Source organism: Enterovibrio calviensis DSM 14347 (assembly GCF_000621165.1).
Classification (GTDB): Bacteria; Pseudomonadota; Gammaproteobacteria; order Enterobacterales; family Vibrionaceae; genus Enterovibrio; species Enterovibrio calviensis.
In genome coordinates this window covers 415,099-435,186 of the sequence record NZ_JHZA01000007.1, presented here as the reverse complement: position 1 = coordinate 435,186, position 20,088 = coordinate 415,099, and the positions used below count along the sequence as shown (strand labels likewise).

At 47.4% G+C, this 20,088-nt stretch carries 18 protein-coding genes; 8 read left to right on the top strand and 10 right to left on the bottom strand.

Annotated elements, in window-relative coordinates; translation table 11 throughout:
• Window positions 1-131: 131 nt before the first annotated feature.
• The 4 genes from Q365_RS0106875 to uraH form a co-directional block, all read right to left on the bottom strand.
• A complete protein-coding gene (locus Q365_RS0106875; RefSeq protein ID WP_028022653.1) occupies window positions 132-1,490 on the bottom strand; it encodes an 8-oxoguanine deaminase in 1,359 nt (452 codons plus the stop codon).
• 113 nt (window positions 1,491-1,603) lie between these two features.
• Window positions 1,604-3,040, bottom strand: a complete 1,437-nt coding sequence (locus Q365_RS0106870; protein WP_028022652.1) for a nucleobase:cation symporter-2 family protein — start codon at window positions 3,038-3,040, stop codon at window positions 1,604-1,606.
• Between the two features lie 147 nt (window positions 3,041-3,187).
• Window positions 3,188-4,528 carry an NCS2 family permease gene (locus Q365_RS0106865; protein ID WP_028022651.1) on the bottom strand — a complete coding sequence of 447 codons (1,341 nt, stop codon included), beginning with the start codon at window positions 4,526-4,528 and terminating at the stop codon, window positions 3,188-3,190.
• A gap of 142 nt (window positions 4,529-4,670) precedes the next feature.
• Window positions 4,671-5,024, bottom strand: coding sequence for a hydroxyisourate hydrolase (gene uraH, locus Q365_RS0106860; RefSeq protein ID WP_028022650.1), 354 nt, complete (start codon window positions 5,022-5,024; stop codon window positions 4,671-4,673).
• A 583-nt stretch (window positions 5,025-5,607) separates the two neighbouring features.
• Between uraH and puuE the strand changes: the two genes are divergently transcribed.
• The 5 genes from puuE to Q365_RS0106835 all read left to right on the top strand — a co-directional run bounded on the left by puuE (window position 5,608) and on the right by Q365_RS0106835 (window position 10,216).
• Window positions 5,608-6,540 carry an allantoinase PuuE gene (gene puuE / locus Q365_RS0106855; protein WP_028022649.1) on the top strand — a complete coding sequence of 311 codons (933 nt, stop codon included), beginning with the start codon at window positions 5,608-5,610 and terminating at the stop codon, window positions 6,538-6,540.
• A gap of 8 nt (window positions 6,541-6,548) precedes the next feature.
• Window positions 6,549-7,064 carry a 2-oxo-4-hydroxy-4-carboxy-5-ureidoimidazoline decarboxylase gene (gene uraD / locus Q365_RS0106850; RefSeq protein ID WP_028022648.1) on the top strand — a complete coding sequence of 172 codons (516 nt, stop codon included), beginning with the start codon at window positions 6,549-6,551 and terminating at the stop codon, window positions 7,062-7,064.
• 185 nt (window positions 7,065-7,249) lie between these two features.
• The gene (alc, locus tag Q365_RS0106845) at window positions 7,250-8,242 is read left to right on the top strand and encodes an allantoicase (RefSeq protein WP_028022647.1); all 993 of its coding nucleotides are present in this window, start codon (window positions 7,250-7,252) and stop codon (window positions 8,240-8,242) included.
• Between the two features lie 42 nt (window positions 8,243-8,284).
• Entirely contained in the window at window positions 8,285-8,812 is a 528-nt protein-coding gene (locus Q365_RS0106840) for an ureidoglycolate lyase (RefSeq protein ID WP_035024595.1), read from the top strand.
• Window positions 8,813-8,986: 174 nt separating this feature from the next.
• A complete protein-coding gene (locus Q365_RS0106835) occupies window positions 8,987-10,216 on the top strand; it encodes a urate hydroxylase PuuD (protein ID WP_028022645.1) in 1,230 nt (409 codons plus the stop codon).
• 597 nt (window positions 10,217-10,813) lie between these two features.
• On the opposite strand, the gene Q365_RS0106830 is transcribed toward Q365_RS0106835, so the two are convergent.
• The gene (locus tag Q365_RS0106830) at window positions 10,814-11,326 is read right to left on the bottom strand and encodes a hypothetical protein (RefSeq protein WP_028022644.1); all 513 of its coding nucleotides are present in this window, start codon (window positions 11,324-11,326) and stop codon (window positions 10,814-10,816) included.
• A gap of 207 nt (window positions 11,327-11,533) precedes the next feature.
• Here Q365_RS0106830 and Q365_RS0106825 point away from each other — a divergent pair, with 207 nt between their 5' ends.
• Window positions 11,534-13,252, top strand: a complete 1,719-nt coding sequence (locus tag Q365_RS0106825) for an SgrR family transcriptional regulator (protein WP_028022643.1) — start codon at window positions 11,534-11,536, stop codon at window positions 13,250-13,252.
• 116 nt (window positions 13,253-13,368) lie between these two features.
• Here the strand turns inward: Q365_RS0106825 and Q365_RS0106820 are convergent, their stop codons facing one another.
• From Q365_RS0106820 to msrP, 5 genes are all read right to left on the bottom strand, one after another.
• The gene (locus Q365_RS0106820) at window positions 13,369-14,250 is read right to left on the bottom strand and encodes an AEC family transporter (RefSeq protein ID WP_028022642.1); all 882 of its coding nucleotides are present in this window, start codon (window positions 14,248-14,250) and stop codon (window positions 13,369-13,371) included.
• Window positions 14,251-14,282: 32 nt separating this feature from the next.
• Entirely contained in the window at window positions 14,283-15,641 is a 1,359-nt protein-coding gene (locus Q365_RS0106815; protein WP_028022641.1) for an MATE family efflux transporter, read from the bottom strand.
• Window positions 15,642-15,720: 79 nt separating this feature from the next.
• Window positions 15,721-16,350 (bottom strand): hypothetical protein, encoded by a 630-nt coding sequence (locus Q365_RS0106810; RefSeq protein ID WP_028022640.1) that lies wholly within the window; start codon window positions 16,348-16,350, stop codon window positions 15,721-15,723.
• 114 nt (window positions 16,351-16,464) lie between these two features.
• The gene (gene msrQ, locus Q365_RS0106805; RefSeq protein ID WP_028022639.1) at window positions 16,465-17,085 is read right to left on the bottom strand and encodes a protein-methionine-sulfoxide reductase heme-binding subunit MsrQ; all 621 of its coding nucleotides are present in this window, start codon (window positions 17,083-17,085) and stop codon (window positions 16,465-16,467) included.
• A complete protein-coding gene (gene msrP / locus Q365_RS0106800; protein WP_028022638.1) occupies window positions 17,082-18,101 on the bottom strand; it encodes a protein-methionine-sulfoxide reductase catalytic subunit MsrP in 1,020 nt (339 codons plus the stop codon). The genes msrQ and msrP overlap by 4 nt, the downstream gene beginning before the upstream one ends.
• A 328-nt stretch (window positions 18,102-18,429) precedes the next feature.
• Here msrP and Q365_RS0106795 point away from each other — a divergent pair, with 328 nt between their 5' ends.
• On the top strand, window positions 18,430-18,846 hold the full coding sequence (locus Q365_RS0106795; protein WP_028022637.1) for a hypothetical protein: 417 nt from the start codon (window positions 18,430-18,432) through the stop codon (window positions 18,844-18,846).
• A gap of 291 nt (window positions 18,847-19,137) precedes the next feature.
• Window positions 19,138-20,073, top strand: coding sequence for a L,D-transpeptidase family protein (locus Q365_RS0106790; RefSeq protein WP_028022636.1), 936 nt, complete (start codon window positions 19,138-19,140; stop codon window positions 20,071-20,073).
• The last annotated feature ends 15 nt before the right edge of the window (window positions 20,074-20,088 follow it).

Genomic DNA, 20,088 nt, shown 5'->3' with positions numbered 1-20,088 from the left:
AGGCTCCACGTTATGGGGAGAGAAGTGAGCGATTGGGTGTTCGACCCATAGGCTGATTTTCTCAACAACAAGAAAATAGACGTGGGATTACCTGCGGAAACAACCTATTTGTCGACTGTAACAATGTCAATTTAACGCTCGGCTTTTCCCGCCAGCCTTTTTGCGGCTGCCCGATGCTTTATCATCAATTCTTGGGTGTCTACATCAATGAGATTAGCGTCTTTTACTCGCCACTCCCCGTTAACCATGACTCTGTCTGCACGATGTGCGCCACATAAAACAAGCGCTGCTAATGGGTCGTGACTGCCAGAGAACTGGATTTCATCGAGCTTAAACATGGCGATGTCCGCCAGCATACCTTTAGCAAGGGTGCCGATGTCATTGCGTCCGATATTTTTTGCGGAACCCTGTGTTGCCCAACGAAAGGCGTCAAGATGGCTGACGTTGGCTGAACCGTACCGAAGCCGCTGAATGTACGTGGCCATTCGTAATTCATTGACGAGGTTTGAGCCGTCGTTAGATGCTGAGCCGTCCACGCCTAACCCCACAGATGCCCCTGCGGCTTCTAATTCTAGATTTCTGCAAATGCCAGACGCCAGCATCATGTTGGAGCTTGGGCAGTGGCAAATGCCGATGCCAGATTTCCCTAGGCGTTTGATTTCTTCGTCATTGAAATGGATGCCATGCGCCAGCCAAGTGCGATCATGCAACCAACCGACATCTTCGAGATAGTCAACGGGGCGAAGGCCGAACTTTTCCAAACAAAAGTCTTCTTCGTCGATGGTTTCACAAAGATGGGTGTGCAGCATGACATTGTGTTGTTTGGCCACGCGTGCGGTTTCTTTCATTAATTCTGTAGTGACTGAAAAGGGTGAGCAAGGGGCGAGGGCGATTTGTGTCATGCCACCGAATTCAGGCTGGTGGTATTTATTTATCAACCTCAGGCTGTCATCAATGATGGCTTGCTCAGTTTGAATGGTGTGTCGTGGCGGCAGTCCACCTTGATCTTCGCCTAAGCTCATTGATCCGCGGGTTAATACGGTGCGCAGCCCGAGTTCGCGGGTTGCTTCAACTTGAATGTCGATAGCATGTTCGAGACCAACGGGGATCAAGTAGTGATGATCAGACGCTGTGGTGCAGCCAGATAGCAAAAGCTCTGCACTCGCGAGTTGTGTACCTAATCGCATCATCTCTTCATCAAGACCTGCCCAAACGGGATATAAGGCTTTGAGCCAATGAAAGAGTTCCTTGTCCAAGGCGTCGGGATACGCTCGGGTCAAGGTTTGATAAAAATGGTGATGGGCGTTCACCAAGCCTGGCAGCACGACATGGTCTTTGGCATCGACAATGTGATCGATAGGCATGGAAGGCGTGGCATCTTTCGCTATCAATTCAGCAATCGTGTTGCCATGTACGACAAGGCCGCCTGATGCGTCTTCATCAGTGCCAGTCCATATTGCGAGGGGGGACTTTATCCATGTTGTCGCCATGTCTGTTGATCCTTTGATGTGAAAATTGACGTTCATCTTGAAGCCGATGGTAGGTGACGGTTTAAAGACGGAAACGCCCCGAGCAAACGGGGCGATAGGTTTTGCATCACGTATTAATTTGACGGTTTCGAGCTGTCATCATTTGGAAGATCATTGTGTTCAGCAGACGCGCTAGCCATCGCCGGCTCTGCGGTGTCTTCGCTCAATGGCTGAGTGTATTCACTGTTCATCTCTTCCTCTTCCGCTTCTTTTTCGGCAGTGACATCTTCTCTCGACTTAGGCAGAACAAGGTTCAGCATCACGGCGACAATCGTACCTGTAGTAATCCCCGAGTGGAGAAGCTGTGCGACATCGTGGTGTAAATGTTGAAGCAACGAAGGTTTGATGGTGACGGCTAAACCTGCCGCGAGCGATACACATATAACCAATGCGTTACGGCGTGTATCGGCCGCTTTAACCAGCATGCGGATACCTGCGTACGCAATCATGCCGAACATGATAAAGCCGACACCACCCAGTACTGGCTTCGGCACTGATACGGCTAATGCACCAAATTTAGGGAATAAACCCGCAAGGATCAGCAGCGCACCTGTTGTGCCCACAACAAACCGGCTTGCAACACCCGTAATGCCGACAATGCCAACGTTTTGGCTGAATGACGCCAGTGGCATAGCACCAAATAATGAACCTACGGCACTCCCGATACCATCACCTAACAGGCCGCGTTTTAGATCTTTACCAGAAATGGTGCGATGACAGTTACTGGCGAGTGCAAGGAAATCTCCTGTCGCCTCGGCAATAACGACGATGTAAGCAAGGCACATTCCGACGATGGCAGGCCAAGAGAAAGTCAGTCCGAATTTGAGCGGCTCTGGTGTGGCAAACCAACTGGACTTATGGAGTTGATCCAAGTTGACCATGCCCATACTTAGTGCGACAAGGTAACCACCTGCAAGGCCAATCACGATGGCGGATGCTGCGACGCCGCCTTTGGCATAGGTGGACACTAAAAGGACAACCAGTAACGAAATAGCAGCAAGAAACAGTTTGGGCAGCGTGGCGAATTGATCACTACCGGCTGGCGCATCGCCAATCCAGTTCATGGCAACAGGTAAGATCGTTAAACCAATGAGGGTAACGACGACACCGCTGACAACGGGAGGAAATAGTTTTCTAATCTGCTCCATGAAGAAAGCCGAAACGATTACCATACAGGCGCCGACAAGGGCAGCCCCCATGATGCCTGAGACTCCGTCAGCTTTACCTATCCCGATGGCTATCCCTAAAAAAGCGAAGCTTGATCCCATGACCACGGGCAATCGAATACCCACAGGGCCGATGCCAATGCATTGCACGATGGTAAACGCGCCAGACACGAATAGTGCAGCGTTGATCAGCGTAACGATATCACCCGCGGGCAATCCAATGGCACCACCGACGATGAGAGGAACCGCAATGATGCCGCCAATGGAAGCAAGCATATGTTGTAGCGCGAGCAGAAATGTTGAGCCTGCTGCTGGCCTGTCGTTTAACTCGTAGAGCAGTTTCATAACGTATTCCTCTTGCTGCTTGTGTTGATGCTAGCAGCGATGATGGTGAAATTTCCGTTATCCCTGATGATAGGGGGCTGATGTCAATTTGAACCAAATCAAATATCTAAAACTGAAAAGGGGGCTTAAATAGCCCCCTTTGTTTTGTTATCCCAGAAGAACGAGCTTGAACACAAAAAGAATGCTTAATGCGTACATCGCGATGGATATATCTGAGAATTTTCCGGTTCCCGCTTTGAGCACGGTGTAAGTGATAAAGCCGAGTGCGATGCCGTTGGAGATAGAAAATGTCAATGGCATCATGAGTGCGGTGACGGCCGCGGGAACAGAGTCAGTAAAATCATCCCAGTTGACATTTTTGATGCTGCTCATCATAAGAAAAGCGACATAAATTAGAGCACCAGCCGTTGCGTAAGCGGGGATCATGCCAGCTAAGGGCGCGAGGAAAATCGCGGCGAGGAACAATAAACTCACCACAATGGCAGATAAGCCTGTACGCGCACCCGCAGACACACCCGCCGCACTTTCTACATAACTGGTCACTGGCGGACAACCAAAGCAGGCACCAATAACACTGGACAGGCTATCGGCTTTTAATGCTTTTGGCAGGCCATCGATTTTGCCAGTTTTCTTGTTTACAAGGTTTGCGCGTTCGGCGACACCCATCAGTGTGCCGGCGGTATCAAACATGTTTACAAAGAGAAAGGCGAGGATGATGCTGATCATGCCCACGTTCAGTGCGCCTGCAATGTCCATCGCCATAAAGGTTGGGGCGATACTCGGTGGGGCGGAGAAAATGCCATTGTATTCAAACAGGTCGAGGCCAAGGCCAATCAAGGTGACACTGAAAATACCAATAAGCACAGCGCCAAAAACTTGTTTGACCGCCAGCACTGAAATGATAAAGAAACAGGCGGCGGCGAGTATGGCTTCTGGTTGAGTGAAATCCCCCAAAGTGACCAGCGTGGCGTTGCTGCCAACAACAATGCCTGCGCTTTTTAGACCGATAATGCCAAGAAACAGACCAACACCTGCGGTCATGGCGTAACGCAAGCTTGAGGGGATGCTTTCTATGATCCACTCCCTAACACGCGATACGCTCAAGCCCACAAAGATCACGCCGGAAATGAATACCGCGCCAAGTGCCACCTGCCAGCTATAGCCCATTTCACCGACCACAGTGAAGGCGAAAAACGCATTCAAACCCATACCCGGGGCGAGACCTACAGGCCAGTTGGCGAATAAGCCCATCATCATCGTACCAATGGCTGCACCGATACAGGTCGCGACGAACAGAGCGCCGGGATCCATCCCTGAAGCCGACATAATATTGGGGTTCACAAAAATGATGTATGCCATGGTGGCAAAGGTGGTGATCCCGCCAATCAGTTCGTTTTTGATCGATGTCCCATGCTCACTGAGCTTAAAGAAGCGCTCGAGAAAGCCACTCTTTCCTAATGTTTGTTCAACAGTGCTTTTCTTATCCATGATTTCCTTCCTGTTGTTTCCATCCAATTGCACTAGGCGTTACGGCGAGGTTTCTATGTCGCTGAAGTCCTATTCGAGTTTACGGTGTTGGCGACAGGCGAAACTGTCGCTTGTCACTGTGCTGTTTCCTTTGTTGCTGTGATCAGCTTCCGCGGTAAGTCGAGAAACTGTAGGGCGAAACCAACAAAGGAACATGAAAGTGAGCGCTTGGGTCGTCGATCCCAAATCTGATCACCACGTCATCAAGAAAAGGGATATCACTTAAGGCGACGCCCGTGCGGTGAAAGTAGTTTGCGGTATTGAATTGAAGTTGATATTTACCTTTCAGAAAGGCATCACCTTCAAGCAAGGGTTCATTGGTTCTTCCATCTTGGTTGGTTGTGGTCGTGATGACATGTTCCAATCCATGACTAGACACCCTAAACAGCGCGATTTCTATCTCAGAGCCTGGCTTTCCGTGGCTTGTATCGAGTACGTGTGTTGTCAACTTTCCCATATTGGTCGTGTCCCTCTATGAACCGTTTTTTCTTAATGCATTGCTTTGTCACCCGTGCGATGTATTCAATTTGATTGCCGATTTTAGGCAATCAGCGATGAATACTAACTGAGCTAGTGACCAACTCACTTAATGATGTGTGCACATCTATAAATCAAAATGTACACAATAGTTAAGTCTTGTAAAGGTCAAAAATTACGCAGTGTTAATTGTGAGAAATACAGAAGAAAGCGCTTGGAGCATAGAGTTAGGCGATAAAATGAGCAGTAAGCGGGAAAGAATTAAATTGTCACAAACATGATGGCGGCAACATTTTGTTAACTTGTTCTTGTAAATTGTATACAAAATGCAATACTAAAAATGTGCTTATGCCGAGAAAGGCGTAACCTTTGTTTTGCTGATATGGACGGAACACTGTTCCATTTGTTCTCGAACTTCTCGGTGACGAACGATAAACATCGAGTTCTCGACTATCTACTCTCTATGCATATGTCGTAATAATTGATGGGGAAGTCGGCGGTCGGTTTGTCATTGATTTTGATTTTGATTTTGGTTTTGCGTTGATATGTTGATAGGAATGGCGATGAGTAGTGACTACCCTCGAGATTTAAAAGGCTATGGCGCCCATCCACCTCACCCGCGATGGCCTGAAGAGGCGAGAATTGCGGTTTCATTCGTACTCAATTTTGAAGAAGGTGGTGAGCGATGCGTTCTGCATGGTGACAGAGAGTCAGAAGCGTTTCTCTCTGAAATTCCGTCAGCCCAGCCTTTGGCAGGTGTTCGACACATCAGCATGGAATCGATGTATGAGTATGGATCTCGAGCGGGTGTGTGGCGCGTACTGCGTTTGTTTAGACAACACGAAATACCACTGACCATTTTTGCTGTGGGTATGGCTGCAGAACGAAATCCCGAGGTGGTAAAGGCCATGGCTGATGAAGGACATGAAATTTGCAGCCACGGTTATCGTTGGATTGATTACCAATATGTACGTGAAGACGACGAGCGCGCTGACATGAAGAAAGCCATTAAGGCCATCAAGGACGTGGTGGGCGAGCGCCCTGTGGGCTGGTACACAGGAAGAACCAGTCCGAACACACGTAGACTGGTGGCTGAAGAAGGCGGTTTTCTGTATGACTCCGATGCCTATGACGATGATCTTCCTTATTGGCATGAAGATGGCACACCACCAGGCAAGCCTCAGCTTGTGATCCCTTATTCGCTAGACGCCAATGACATGCGTTTTTCAACGGTTCAAGGCTTTAATTCCGGCGAGCAGTTCTTCCAATACCTTAAAGACAGTTTTGATGTCTTGTATGAAGAGGGGCAGGACGCACCAAAGATGATGTCGATTGGTTTACATTGCCGGCTAATTGGACGGCCGGGAAGATTGGCAGCGTTAAAGCGCTTTATAGAATACGTGAAACAACATGACAATGTATGGATAACGCGTCGTGTTGATATTGCCGAGCACTGGCACAAACATCATCCGCACCCATCGATGACCAAGGAGTAGGTAGCGTAATGGCCATATTTTCAACATGCCGCCCGAGTGAGCAAACCCAAGAACAATTTATTGAGACGTTCGGTGGCATTTTCGAACATAGCCCATGGGTGGCTGCGCAGGCTTATGGTGGAGGGCTTGATGCTTCATGTGATGATCAAGATACGCTGCACGCTCGAATGGCAAACGTTTTGAACAATGCTGATACCGACTCAAAAATGCAGGTGATATTGGCGCATCCCGATCTGGCGGGACGCGCTGCTCAGGCTGGGGAATTAACAACAGAATCAACCAGCGAGCAGGCGAGCGCGGGCATTGACCAATGCACACCAGAAGAATTCACGCGTTTCACGGATTTTAACCAACGCTACAAAGAGAAGTTTTCGTTCCCTTTTATCATGGCGGTAAAAGGGGCAAATCGTCACGCAATCTTGGAAGCATTTGATCGTCGTTTGAACAACGATCTCACGACCGAATTCAACACAGCGATTGCGGAAATCAACAAAATCGCTCTGTTCAGGCTACGTGATTTGTAGCTCTCTGGTCGCCGTTTTCTTTTGATGAGATAGCGGCGTTTACAGCGTCTCGCAAATTGAAGCTCGCCAGAAATCTATTCTTGGTTTCTCGCCACAGTGAAAGGGAAAAAGACGCGACCTTTTGTATTCATGGACGTTTGTGTCAAAGCAATGTCTTGGATATATACGATAAAGGAAGCAATGAAATGGATAATCGTCCTGAATTCACCAAACTCGTCAATCTTGCTAGCCATCGGCTAGGGGCAAAGGCAATTTTTGCCACCGATGACTTTTTTGCCGACAAGCAACGCCTGCTGGATGATGCTCCCGCGCAATGGAAAGAAGATGTCTATGACGATAATGGGAAGTGGATGGATGGCTGGGAGTCGCGTCGCAAGCGCGAAGAAGGCCATGACTACTGTGTTGTTAGGCTTGGACTCGCAGGTAAGATTGTAGGGGTAGATATTGATACTTCTCACTTTACTGGGAATTACCCGCCTTCAGCCTCTTTAGAAGCATGCTACTCCCCAGAGGGTGACCCTGACTCTCATCAACAGTGGACTGAAGTTTTACCGTCACTGAGCCTCGATGGCGATAGCCATCATTTTGCTGATATTTCCTCGCCAAACGTTTTTACACATGTTCGTTTCCACATTTATCCCGATGGCGGCGTCGCGCGTTTACGTGTGCATGGTTATCCGGAGATCGATTGGGAGCGTGTGCATCCTGAAACTGAGTTAGATCTTGTTGCTGTTGAAAATGGCGGAAGAGCGCTGGCATGTAATGATCAACACTTTGGTCATATGAGTAACCTCATTATGCCAGGACGCGGCGTGAATATGGGTGATGGCTGGGAAACGGCGCGTCGGCGCGTACCCGGGAATGACTGGGTGATTTTGTCATTGGGTCACGCGGGTACTATCGATCGCATCGAGATTGATACTGCACACTTCAAGGGCAATTATCCGGACAGTGTTTCTCTTCAAGCGGCGACCGTGAGCGGTGGAACAGACGAACAAGTCGCTACACAAAGTTTGTTCTGGCGCGAACTGCTGCCAAGCCAGAAGTTATCGGCAGACAACATTCACCAATTTACCGATCAGCTTAATGCGCTGGGTGCGGTATCTCACGTCAGGGTGAATATTTTCCCTGACGGTGGCATCAGTCGAGTGCGACTTATTGGTCGAAAATCGGGTTGATAAGAATACTTGTTGCAGACCGTCATAGGGATGAATACGGAAATGGAAAAAGAGACAGCTTCTGAAATTGCCATCACATTAACGCCTGAGCCGTTAACAAAAGAAGCGTTTGCCCCTTTTGGTGATGTTATTGAAACTGGGGAGCGAGAGTTCTTCATGATTAACAATGGTTCAACACGCCGTTTCCATAAACTTGCCACCACGCAAGTGGACGAGGGCAGTCGTGTGATCATCAATATTTTCGAAGCGACGCCTCTCACTTTTCCGCTTTCCATACAGATGCTTGAACGTCACCCAAAAGGCTCTCAAGCTTTTATGCCTCTTCTGGGTAACGACTATCTTGTCGTTGTCGCCGCGATAGGGGAAAGACCTGATCCTTATAAGATTAAGGCGTTCTATGCCAAAGGTACGCAAGGCGTGAATTATCACTGTGGCGTATGGCATCACCCCGTATTGGCGTTGACAGCCAAGGATCAGTTCTTGGTGGTAGACCGCGAGGGTGAAGGTAATAACTGTGACGAGTTTTTCTTTTCAGAACAAACACGTGTGATATTGGCACCTGATTTGTAACGTGAATTGGCCAAAGTAACAGAAAAACTGCTTTGGTTAAGGTGAGTACCAATATCTGAAAAAGACAAAAGGGACAACGTCAGCGAATACATGCTCTCTAGGTGACACGATCACCGGTGATGAAATGTGAGGTGATTCGGTTGACCAGCGACGTTGTTCAGGAAGGAGGGAACTATGGATCCTTATATCACGGAATGGCTCAATCTAGCGGTGCGCTGGATGCACATGATCACTGGCGTGGCATGGATTGGCGCGTCGTTTTACTTCGTTTGGCTAGAAAATAACCTTAATAGACAAAATCCCAGAGACGGATTATCCGGAGAGCTTTGGGCGATTCATGGTGGCGGCATTTACCACCTTGAAAAATACAAACTTGCGCCAGAAAAAATGCCTGAAACCTTACATTGGTTTAAATGGGAAGCGTACTTCACGTGGATCACAGGCATGACACTACTCTTTATCGTGTTCTATGCGAACGCTGATATTTACTTGGTGAAACCCGGATCGGAGTTTGGCGCGAGTACCACTGTCATGATAGGTATTGCGTCGCTGGTGGCAGGTTGGTTCATTTACGATGTGTTATGTGATTCGCCGCTAGGCAAGAAACCAATGCTATTGGGTCTGGCACTGTTCGTTGGGTTGGTATTTGCGGCATGGGCGCTAAGTTTGGTGTTCAGTGGACGCGGGGCATACATTCACGTTGGCGCGATCATTGGTACCATCATGGTGGGTAATGTCTTCCGCGTGATCATGCCGGGGCAACGAGCCTTAGTGAAGGCTATCGAAGAAGGCCGGGAACCTGATCCTAGCTTGCCTGCTAAAGCACTGCTGCGCTCGCGACACAACAACTATCTGACACTCCCTGTGCTGTTCATTATGATCAGCAATCACTTCCCCAGCACCTATGGCCATGAATTTAATTGGGCCGTGCTAGCAGGTCTTTCGTTATTGAGCGTTTTGGTTAGGCATTATTTTAACACGCGTCATGGTAGTCAAAAATATGCGTGGACCTTACCGGCAGCCGCACTAGGAATGATTTGTTTGGCTTATGTGTCTGCGCCATCCAATTCATCGCCGGCGGTGGATTTGCACGCACACACTGAGAGTGTGTCTCAAAATACAGCGGCGTTGTCGCCTTCTATGCAGGTTTTTGTTGAGGTGAATACCATCATTCAGGCTCGCTGCACGACATGTCATTCTCAATCACCCACGCATCCTGCATTTGCTGTTGCGCCATCTGGCGTCATGCTCGATACGCCAGAACAGATACAACGTGAAGCGATGAGAATAGTTGCTCAGTCTGTCGATACAAACATCATGCCGCTCGGGAACTTAACCCAAATGACGCAAGAAGAACGTGATGTGTTAGGGCAATGGGCGAAGGCTGGCGCTGCCATTCAATAGTGTAAAAATTCATTTATACAAAACCTCAGAGTAATTGCCTAAATGGGTGAACTCTGGGGTTTTATCTTTTGTAAATCATGCGCTTTTAGTGATTATTCTTGATGAGCGTCTGATTGCACTTTTGAGGTGTCTCACGAAATCATATTTGAGACGAATGTTGGTGGAATTTATTTAACATTTGGCAAGATTTGGTAACGATTTTTGGTTATACTCGCAGCCGAAAAAACAGCCAATGGTTGTTGACCTTATTCAAATAACATTATTTTGCGCTAACCCCTTAAGGAGCATCTTGTGGAAACCATTCTTGTCGTCGCATTCGTCTTTGCTGCATTTTTGATCGTAAAGAAAGAACGCGCTTCACGTGCATAATTAGAAAGCCTGCTGTTAAACACACTTTTTGAGCCTATTTTATCAGCAGCTTTTTATCTGCTTGAAAAGCAGAAGTGATATTTCAAAGACATAAGCATGGTTTGACAGGTGCTAGTGTCTCCGAGATGCCACGAGCGAATACTGTAGAACACAGTCTCAGCTATACCGAATTGAAATAAAAAAGCAGAGCCATTTGGCTCTGCTTTTTTATTTGGGTATTGCCCGCACTTATTCGCTAACTAACACTTCGCTGTCTGTCTGACCTTCCAAGTAAGCACGCATAGTCGCTGTGGCTTCATCGTTCATACCAAATATGTCGTACAAACCAACCACCGATTGGCCATCTTCTAGGCTGCTAAAAATCATGCCTGTGGCAACAGGCTTTCCTGATTGCATTGCGACATGCAGTGAAACGTTGATGCCATCTGGTGTTGGAATATCGGTGAGTGATAGCTGTGATAGAAATTCGAGCAATGATGCACTTTCAGATTCTGGCCACTTCTGAGCCAACGTTCGCGCGTATCTCACCATCAGCGGGTGACAATCTACCGCATAGAATGTGTAACTATCATTCACGGGCGCGTTGGCGCGATGCTCAATGATGGATGGGTTTTTCTCAGACGCTTTGTAGAAATTTAAGCCTTGAATGCTTTCTGGTGTGGGGAACTGAGCGTTTTTGACGTGGCTCGCCATCCAAAATTGTTTTTTGTGAAAATGGGAAAGAATAGCAGCGTCACTCATGTTTGCTCCTGTGCCAGCTCGGCCTCTTGCAGTTGAGCCTCGATAATAGCTCTATAGCGCCAAATAACAATCCTCAAGAGAAAAAATGAGGAAACAAATTGGGGGTTTGGTCGTTTTTTGCGCGAGTATAACAGTAGGCATTCCAAGAATATTCAGTAAAATAGGAAGTTACGGCGTCCAATTTGGTTGAAATTAGGTTCCCCTTTTATGTCAGGACAGCGTCTTCAAACTCAGTTTTCTAAGGTCTATGCCCATTTCGGTGGCAAAGACAGTGATACAAACCTCCAAGATATGGCTGAAATTTTCAGTTGTACTCGCCGAAATGCCCGTATGGTTCTCAGCAAAATGGCAGAACATGGGTGGTTAAGCTGGGAGCCAGCTGTAGGCCGAGGCAAACAGAGCCAACTCATATTCCATCGCAGTGATTCTGATCTGCAAATGAAGCGCGTAAGAAAATGGGTAAAAGATGGAAAGCTCGATGCCGCCCTTGAGGATCTGGGGAACGACGCGTCTAAACTGGCGCAGTTGATTCAAGAGCAACTCGGTGTATCGACGCAAGAAGGGAAGCAAATCATTCGCCTTCCTTACTACCGCGCTTTTCCGTGTTTGAACCCGGCCAAACCACTACGACGCTCTGAACAGCATTTGATCACTCAGATATTCAATGGTTTAACGCGCTTCAATGAATCGACGGAACAAGTCGAAGCAGATCTCGCTCATCATTGGGAGGCACTATCTGATACGCATTGGCGTTTCTATCTCAGGCCAGCGGTGCGATTTCATGATGGGAATCTGTTACATACCGACGATGTCATTTGGTCTCTACAAGCCTTAAGCAACAATGTGTATTTTTCACATATTGATTCGATTAACGCCCCCGCTGACAACGTGATTGATTTTCATCTAAAACGCCCCGATCGACGCTTACCAGATACGTTAGCGGTACCGATGGCCTCCATTCAGTCAAAGAAAGCGGCTGAGTCGAAAACCAGTGAGTTGTTTCCCGTTGGTACTGGCCCATATCGCGTAGTGGAAAACAACAGCCATCAGTTAGTATTGAAAGCCAATGATCAGTATTTTGGCTTTCGAGCATTGACGGATGAAATCGAAATTTGGGTATTGGATAGCGCTGCTATGTGCTATTTACAGCCTACGGCCAAACTTGATCCCACGGCCCTCGATTCGAGACAAGGAATCCTGCAAAGCGGCACCAAAGAACGCTTAGCGTTAGATGAAGGGTGTAACTACCTGTTATTAAACCGCAACAATGGCATTGCTAAAGATCCACGTTGGGCGTCCTATCTCAGTGATCGCCTTTCTTCGTTGCGTTTACTGCCGCATTTGGCAGAAAGTGGGATTGGAGAATACCGCTTAACCAATGCTTATGGATTGCTGCCAGGCTGGATTCACACCAATGTTTCTCACTCGGATGTGTCTGCGCCTGAGCAAAAAGTAGTAAGGCTGGCACACCAATCGGATAACCCTCTATTTCCATTAATGGCAAAAGCGCTCAAATCGCTTCTCGCTACGGACGGAATAACCTTGGACATTGACGTTGTGCCATACGAAGACATCATGTCTCCCAAGCACGCCAAAAAAGTCGATATATGGTTATGCGGCATGAGTTTAGGCAATAAGCGCAGTGATGCAATTTTGCCTTGGCTATTGAATTTCTCTCACCTTTCGGCGGCAATGCCTTTGGCGGAGTTTAGTGAAATTACTGACAAAATGACGGCATGGCGATCTGGCGACGAGACGCATTTCGATGCGGAAGTGATCGGTAAAATGCTGGTGGAATCGGCGCAAATCATCCCTCTATTTCATATTTGGCTTGGCGTGGTAGATGGCCGCGAACTCGAAGACGTGTCGTCGAACAAAGTGGGGTGGTTCGATTTTAAATCTGTCTGGAAAAAGCCGGCGCTATAGGTTTTTTCAATACGCCAAAACCAAAACCGACGCCAGTATCAACACAGGATCTAGTAAGAATCGCTCTTATAGATCCAGTGTTGGCGCGGTAGTTAAATTGGGTCAGGTTGGGTGAGTTAGAACCATGCAAAAGCGGCGATGAGCAGTGCAGGCAAGGTGACAATGGTGAGGAAATTACCAAACAGCACCATCGAAGCCACTTTGTCGGGCCCTACCTGAAAACGTTCTGCAAACAAGAAGTTCATCACCGCCGGTGGCAGCATGGCAAACAAGAGCATCATACGAAGATGTTCTGGCGGGAGAGGAACGAAAAAGTAAATCACAGCAAAGCTGGCGGCGCCTGTCGCCAAACTCAGCGCCGTGCTCAACAAGCCCACACCCAATCCAGACCATTGAATGGCTGTTAACTGCACGCCTAACGAAATCAGCATCACGGGCACGGCAGCACTGCCAACCAGTACCATGCCATCATTCAGCGGCTTCCAAACGATTATTCCACTGAAGTTAAACATCAACGCGAGTAGGGCGGCAATCAAAATGGGCATTTTGAATATCTGGTGGAATCGATATTCACTGTTACTCAGAAGTGCCAGCCCAACCGTAATGTGAAGCATCATGGACACAACAAACAGCAGAATGGCGGGTGCTTCGGCACTGGCGCCAAACGCATAACCAAACAAAGGAATCGCGAGGTTACCGCTGTTGCGGAACATTTGCGGTGGCGCCCATGTTTTATAGGAAATATTGAGTATTTTACACGCGGGTATCATCAGTATGCCGGGAAGCAAAACAGCAATGACCGCCGCAATAAACAACGCGTTTTGTTCGCCACCCATTGGCATAACGGAGAGTGTTGTAAAGACTAAACAGGGCACCATTAAATCAATGTTGATTCGGTTGATATGGCGCATGTCGGGTTTAAAGCCTTTCCCTACAAAGAATCCCGCGATGACCACAGCAAAAACCGGAAACAGAATACTGACGACTTTTTCGAGCATCCATGCTCCTTAGTGATGAAAAGAAAAAATAACTAGGGCGTAGCTGACTGTGTTGAGAGCCGTGTTTGGTAGAGCTTCCACATCATCCAGACAAACAGCAATGTGCTAGTGCATGCCAGAGAAATCCAAACGCCCGTGGTGCCGACGAGTTTAGTCATGGCAAAAAGCATCACTGCCATGATGACCAGTTTACCGCCCGTCAACCAATTGGCAATTGTCGCTTGGTTGATGGACTGAAAATAAATCGCGCCAACAAGCAACAAGGCTTCGGTCGGTAAGCCCCAGAAGTACAAATACATACCTTCTTTGGTCACCTCAGCGAGCTCAGGGCTATCTCCCGCAAATGCGTAGATGACGGCTTCGGGAAATACATAAACGAGCAACAAACCCGTTATGGAGACAAGTAGCGCCGCGCCAAACGCGATATTGCGACTTTCAATCACCCTGTCCATTCTTTTCGCACCAAGATTAAAGCTTGTAATAGGCTGCATACCCAAAGCGATACCTTCAAACGCTAAGTAGAAGAATGCTTCTGTGTAACTGACTACCGCGTAGGCCGCCACATGAATCGTGCTGCCTAATGACAAGAACGCCATGTTGTGCAACGTAAGAACCACGGATAAATACAGGTACATAAGCAAACCCGGAACACCGAGCTGCATAATGTCAGTGAGGGTTTTACTCTTAATAACAATCGATTGCCACGTAATACGAAGACGAGTGGAGGGTTGGAAAAAGTGGAAAAGACAAAGTGACGCCGTCACTAGTTGGGACAGCATGGTCGCGATGGCAGCGCCTTTAAGCTCCCAAGGAATAAGAACAATGAATACCCAATCCAAGAAGATATTGAGTACGCCACCTAAAATCATGATTGCGGTGACGCGGTTTGGCTGCCCATCGTTTCTTAGCAAAATTGAAAATGCCATAGAGAGGAGGGCAAAGGTTCCCATGCCGAAATACCATTTCAGATAGGTCACAGCCATTTCGGCGACATGTCCTTGAGCACCTAAGGCGTGAACAATATCTTTTGAAAATATGACGCCAAAAATAGAAACGACAACACTGACTAGCAATGACAGTGAAAAGGCATTGCCCACCACTTGTTGTGCTGATTTAGGATTTCCGCTTCCAAGGTGAATCGACACCAACGATGCCGCACCCATGCCAATCATGTTGCCCAGCGCGTATAGGATCGAGCCAATTGGATAAGCGAGCATAATGGCTGCAAGGCCACCTTCTCCAACGAAATGACCGATGAACATGCCATCAACAGCAACATAGATGCCAGTCACCATCATGGCGGCGACAGTGGGAAGTGAATAACGAAGAAAGAGGTTTATGATCGGCGCATCACGCAAGAGGCTATCGTTGGCATTTACTTCGGCGGTCATGGCGTTTCCGGCGTGAAAGGTGAAATACTATTCATTGAGAATGCAGTAATACGGCAACGAGAGTGAAGTCTTTCAGCCTCTATAACGGATATGTGGCTGTTAACAGTAGGTATTTATATAGCGGCAACCCGTCTCGTTGGCGATGGAGCGGGTGATAGATACGATGTCGTCCACCTGCTATTTCACACACTACCTCAATATCACCCGCGAGAGAGTGCTCTGCGTCGACAAGTTTGACACCTTGTGCGGCAAAATCGGCTTGATGAATAGGTTGATGTCCCAGCCACCAACTGGGTACAGATTTACTCGCGACTGAACGATCGATCCAGTGGTCAGCGATAACAATGATTCGCCGTTCTTTGTCATTGGATCCTTCGAGATGGTCAAGTGTCCACTTCATGTCGTTAACGATAGCTTTACGACACGCAAGGTTTGCGCTGATGAGACGATGTGCAACGATATAGATTTGATGTTCAGGGGTGTCAATGAGAAACACCAACTGCTTGGTGGTGTTGGATTCTTCGACAGACCGACAGGTGGTTTCTATGTCTAGCTTATCGTAAGAGTGCATGATACGACGCGCCAATGCCTTACCGAGATGGCTTTCTTTCATCCCGCGATTATGAATCGTTGGATAATGGTGTTCACAGAAACTGAGACAGTCTAATTGAAAGTCTCGTAAGCTTTGTGAAATAAGTTCATCCAGCAAAAAAGCCTACTCCAAAAACAAGCTTCACGACAAAGGGTTACCTAAAGTATGGCAAAAAATAGAAATTTGCACTAATTCAGATGCCTAATTGTGGTGAAGCGTTCAAAAGTGAGGCTATCCTCGCTTGAGGGCAGGCCGAAATACGATTCTTTTAAGGGTTTTCCAGCGAACGGCGAGTAAAGAAATCGCCAACAAAAAATAGATGCTTGGCTCAATTAGCTCGGACTTTGATGACCAGTAAAAATGGATTGGCGCTAAGACAAGCGCCAAATAGACGTAATGGTGAAGCTTTTGCCATTTTGCCCCCATTTTACGTTGTATGCGAGATGTCGATGTGACTGTTAAGGCAAAGAGAATAACCCAACAAATCGCGCCGACGGTAAGGTAAGGACGGCTGAGAATTTCACTGCCTAACAGTGAAAAGCTGAAGGTCAAATCAAGTGCGAGATAGGTTAATAAATGTAGTGTTGCCCAAAAGAAGCTATATAGCCCGACAACACGACGACAGCGGATCAACAGCCCTTGTTTTGCATATCTCGCAATTGGGCTTATGAACATGGTAACCATCAGAGTATTGAGTGCGGCGATGCCCGTGTAATGTGTGATGCCATCAACGGGATCTGCACCAAATTTGTTGTTTAACACCAACCAAACCAGGTTGGCGAAAAACAACAGGCTGATGCCATGGATTAATGCTTTGACCCAAACAATGTGCTTTGCTGTCAATGGCTTCAATAGTTAGACCTCAAATCCAAACCTTTATATAAACTCGCGACTTCTTCTTGATAGCCGTTGAACATGGCTGTCGGTTGGCGACGAGAGCTGAAAATCGAACCTTCACCGATGAAGCGCTCTGAACCTTGGCTCCAACGCGGATGGTCAACTTGCGGATTCACGTTGGCATAGAAGCCGTATTCGTGACGGGCAAGTAGATTCCATGTGGTCGCAGGTTGGGATTCAAGCAAGTGGATTTTAACAATCGATTTGATGCTCTTGAACCCGTACTTCCAAGGCACAACCAAACGAACCGGTGCTCCATTTTGTGGGGCAAGGGTCTGGCCATACAAGCCGACGCTTAGGAGCGTGAGATCATTCATGGCTTCGTCGAGGCGTAAACCTTCAACATAGGGGTAATCAATACCGCCGCCTACAAATTGAGATGCTTGACCGGGCATTTGCTTAGGGTCGTATAGCGTCTCAAAGGCCACGTATTTCGCGCTTCCGAGAGGGTCTGCGGCTCTAATGAGATCACCCAACGAAAAACCAATCCAAGGAATGTTCATCGACCAAGCTTCAACACAGCGCATACGATAGAGACGCTCTTCTAGGGTGAAACGCTTGAGCAAGTCTTCATAGCTTAACGAGATTGGGTTGTTAACTAACCCCGTCACCTCCAGTTTCCAGGGATCAACCTTGAATGATTGACTGTTGTCGACAGGGTCATTTTTCCCGGTGCCAAACTCGTAGAAGTTGTTATAGGTAAGTACTTTGTTTTCAGGCGTGAGAGGGAGACCTGCTCCATAAGTACTAGGTTGACCAGTTAATGCTGACCGTTGAAAAAGAACGTCTGCTTTCTTTTCGTCATCACCACCAAAAATATCAAAGATGTTGGCTTGGCTCTGCGCTGCAAAGGGCAATGTTGCCGTCACAATGCCGAGCTTCTTCAATATGTCTCTACGAGAGTGGTAAACAGACTCTGGAGTCAGTTCATGCTCTTTTATTTCGGATTTCTTGGGTACTCGAATCAGCATTGTTGATCTCCATTAGTCAGCATTGGTCTGGTGCGTTAAGCAAACAATAAAACTATCTCTCGCTACAAAGACCTATATAGCGACAGTTTTCTTTCATAAGTTTACGTACTACGGGAAAAAAGGTGTAAAGGATGATGGCAGTTGTGACCAATGGCAAAAGGTGTGAGCGTTGGCGCTAATTTTAAGGCTGAAGCGATTGTTTTGTAACCAATAAGGCCTTTTACGGAATAGCCACTGATAATATGCTGAGAAGTGTTAATATCCCACTAGTGATATGAGTTTGGTTGCCTTTCGACGTTGAGTTGGGCACAAGAAATGGAAATTTAAAATGAAGCGTTATCTCATTGGGCTGGCACTGTTGTTGCCAGCGATGTCTGCGTCGTCGCAAGGTTTTTCTGCTGGGGTTTTTCTCGGAACGCCAATGTCTGGCGTGACAGTGTCACAAAGTGCGATGCGAGTTTCTTTGGGGATTGAAGAGAAAGGAGCAGCGATTGATGGCATGTGGGATCTTGGTCCTTGGTTAGCGCGGCCTGAATATCTGCCACTTTCTTTGTATGGCTTTGGTGGTTTTCAATGGGTTGATGATTCAACACATAAATGGGGACCAAGGGCGGGTGTTGGCGTAGCAACACCCATGGGACGAGGGAATATAGAACTTTACGGCGAAGCAGGAACCGTATGGTACTGGCAGGAAGATTCCGCGTTGAAACTTGAAGGCTCCCTTGGTCTGCGTATCTACTTCTAACTTGGATGTCTGTCCATCTTGCGGTTATTTGGTCATATAACGCCATTTTACCGTGTGTTTCAGTGTCGAGATAAAATCAACATTTGTTTGGCTTTTCGACGAGGCCAGTTGCAAGTGCAGTGGGGATGACGTGATATACCGAAACAACCTGAGATGCTCTCTCTGAGAGCCTCTGAAATCGAGCATATTCAGGTTACTTGGGTATATATATCTATTATTAAGTGATGAACACTGCTCCTTTCCTGCTATCTAGATAGAATAAGACTAAGAGATTTTTGTTTCATGAATTCGATGCTTCGACCGTTTTTGTATTTAAGTGCTTTCATTTTGCCGACGACACTTCAAGCAAACCAATATGATTGGCCTGAAGAAAACACGCGCCTAATTGGCGAGAATACAATTCATGTTGTTAAGCAGGGAGAGCATTTAGAGCTCATCGCCAAGCACTATAACGTCGGCTTTTTAGCCTTACTTTCCGCAAACCCTGGCATTGATCCTTACCTTCCTGACGCTGGCACCTTTGTGACTATTCCCCAACAGCTCATTTTGCCTGACGTTGATTACGAAGGCGTGGTGATTAACCTTGCGGAATTACGTTTGTACTATTTTGAACCTGAGATAGGGAAAGTGAACGTTTTTCCTATTGGTATTGGGCGAATAGGGCGAGACACGCCAATCATGAAAACCAAGATTAGCCAGAAGCGAGAAAATCCCACATGGACGCCGCCAGAAAGTATTCGCCAAGAATACTTAGAAACCAAAAACATTGTTTTGCCTGATATTGTTCCAGCAGGGCCTGAGAATCCTTTGGGTACGCATGCCTTAAGGTTGGCTTACGGAACAGGCACTTATTTGATTCATGGAACCAACAAGGACTTCGGTATTGGATTGCGTGTGAGCTCTGGCTGTATTCGGATGCGACCAGAAGATATCGTGTGGTTATTCGATGAAGTGGACGTGGGCGAAAAAGTTCGCGTGATCAATGAGCCTGTAAAAACCAGCTATGAGCCTGACGGTGCTGTGTACGTAGAAGCCCATAGGCCATTATCATTGGATGAAGAACAAGCGGGAACGCGAATGCTGACACTGCCTGATAGCAGAACGTCACTTTGGCTCAAGAGCAATCAAATGAATGAGAGTCGCTATAGAGCGGCACTTGCTGTGCAGTCAGGAATGCCGATAGAGCTGGGAAGCGAAGCGGCATCCGAAGATGCCGCTGAATTATAGAGAGACTTACAAGAC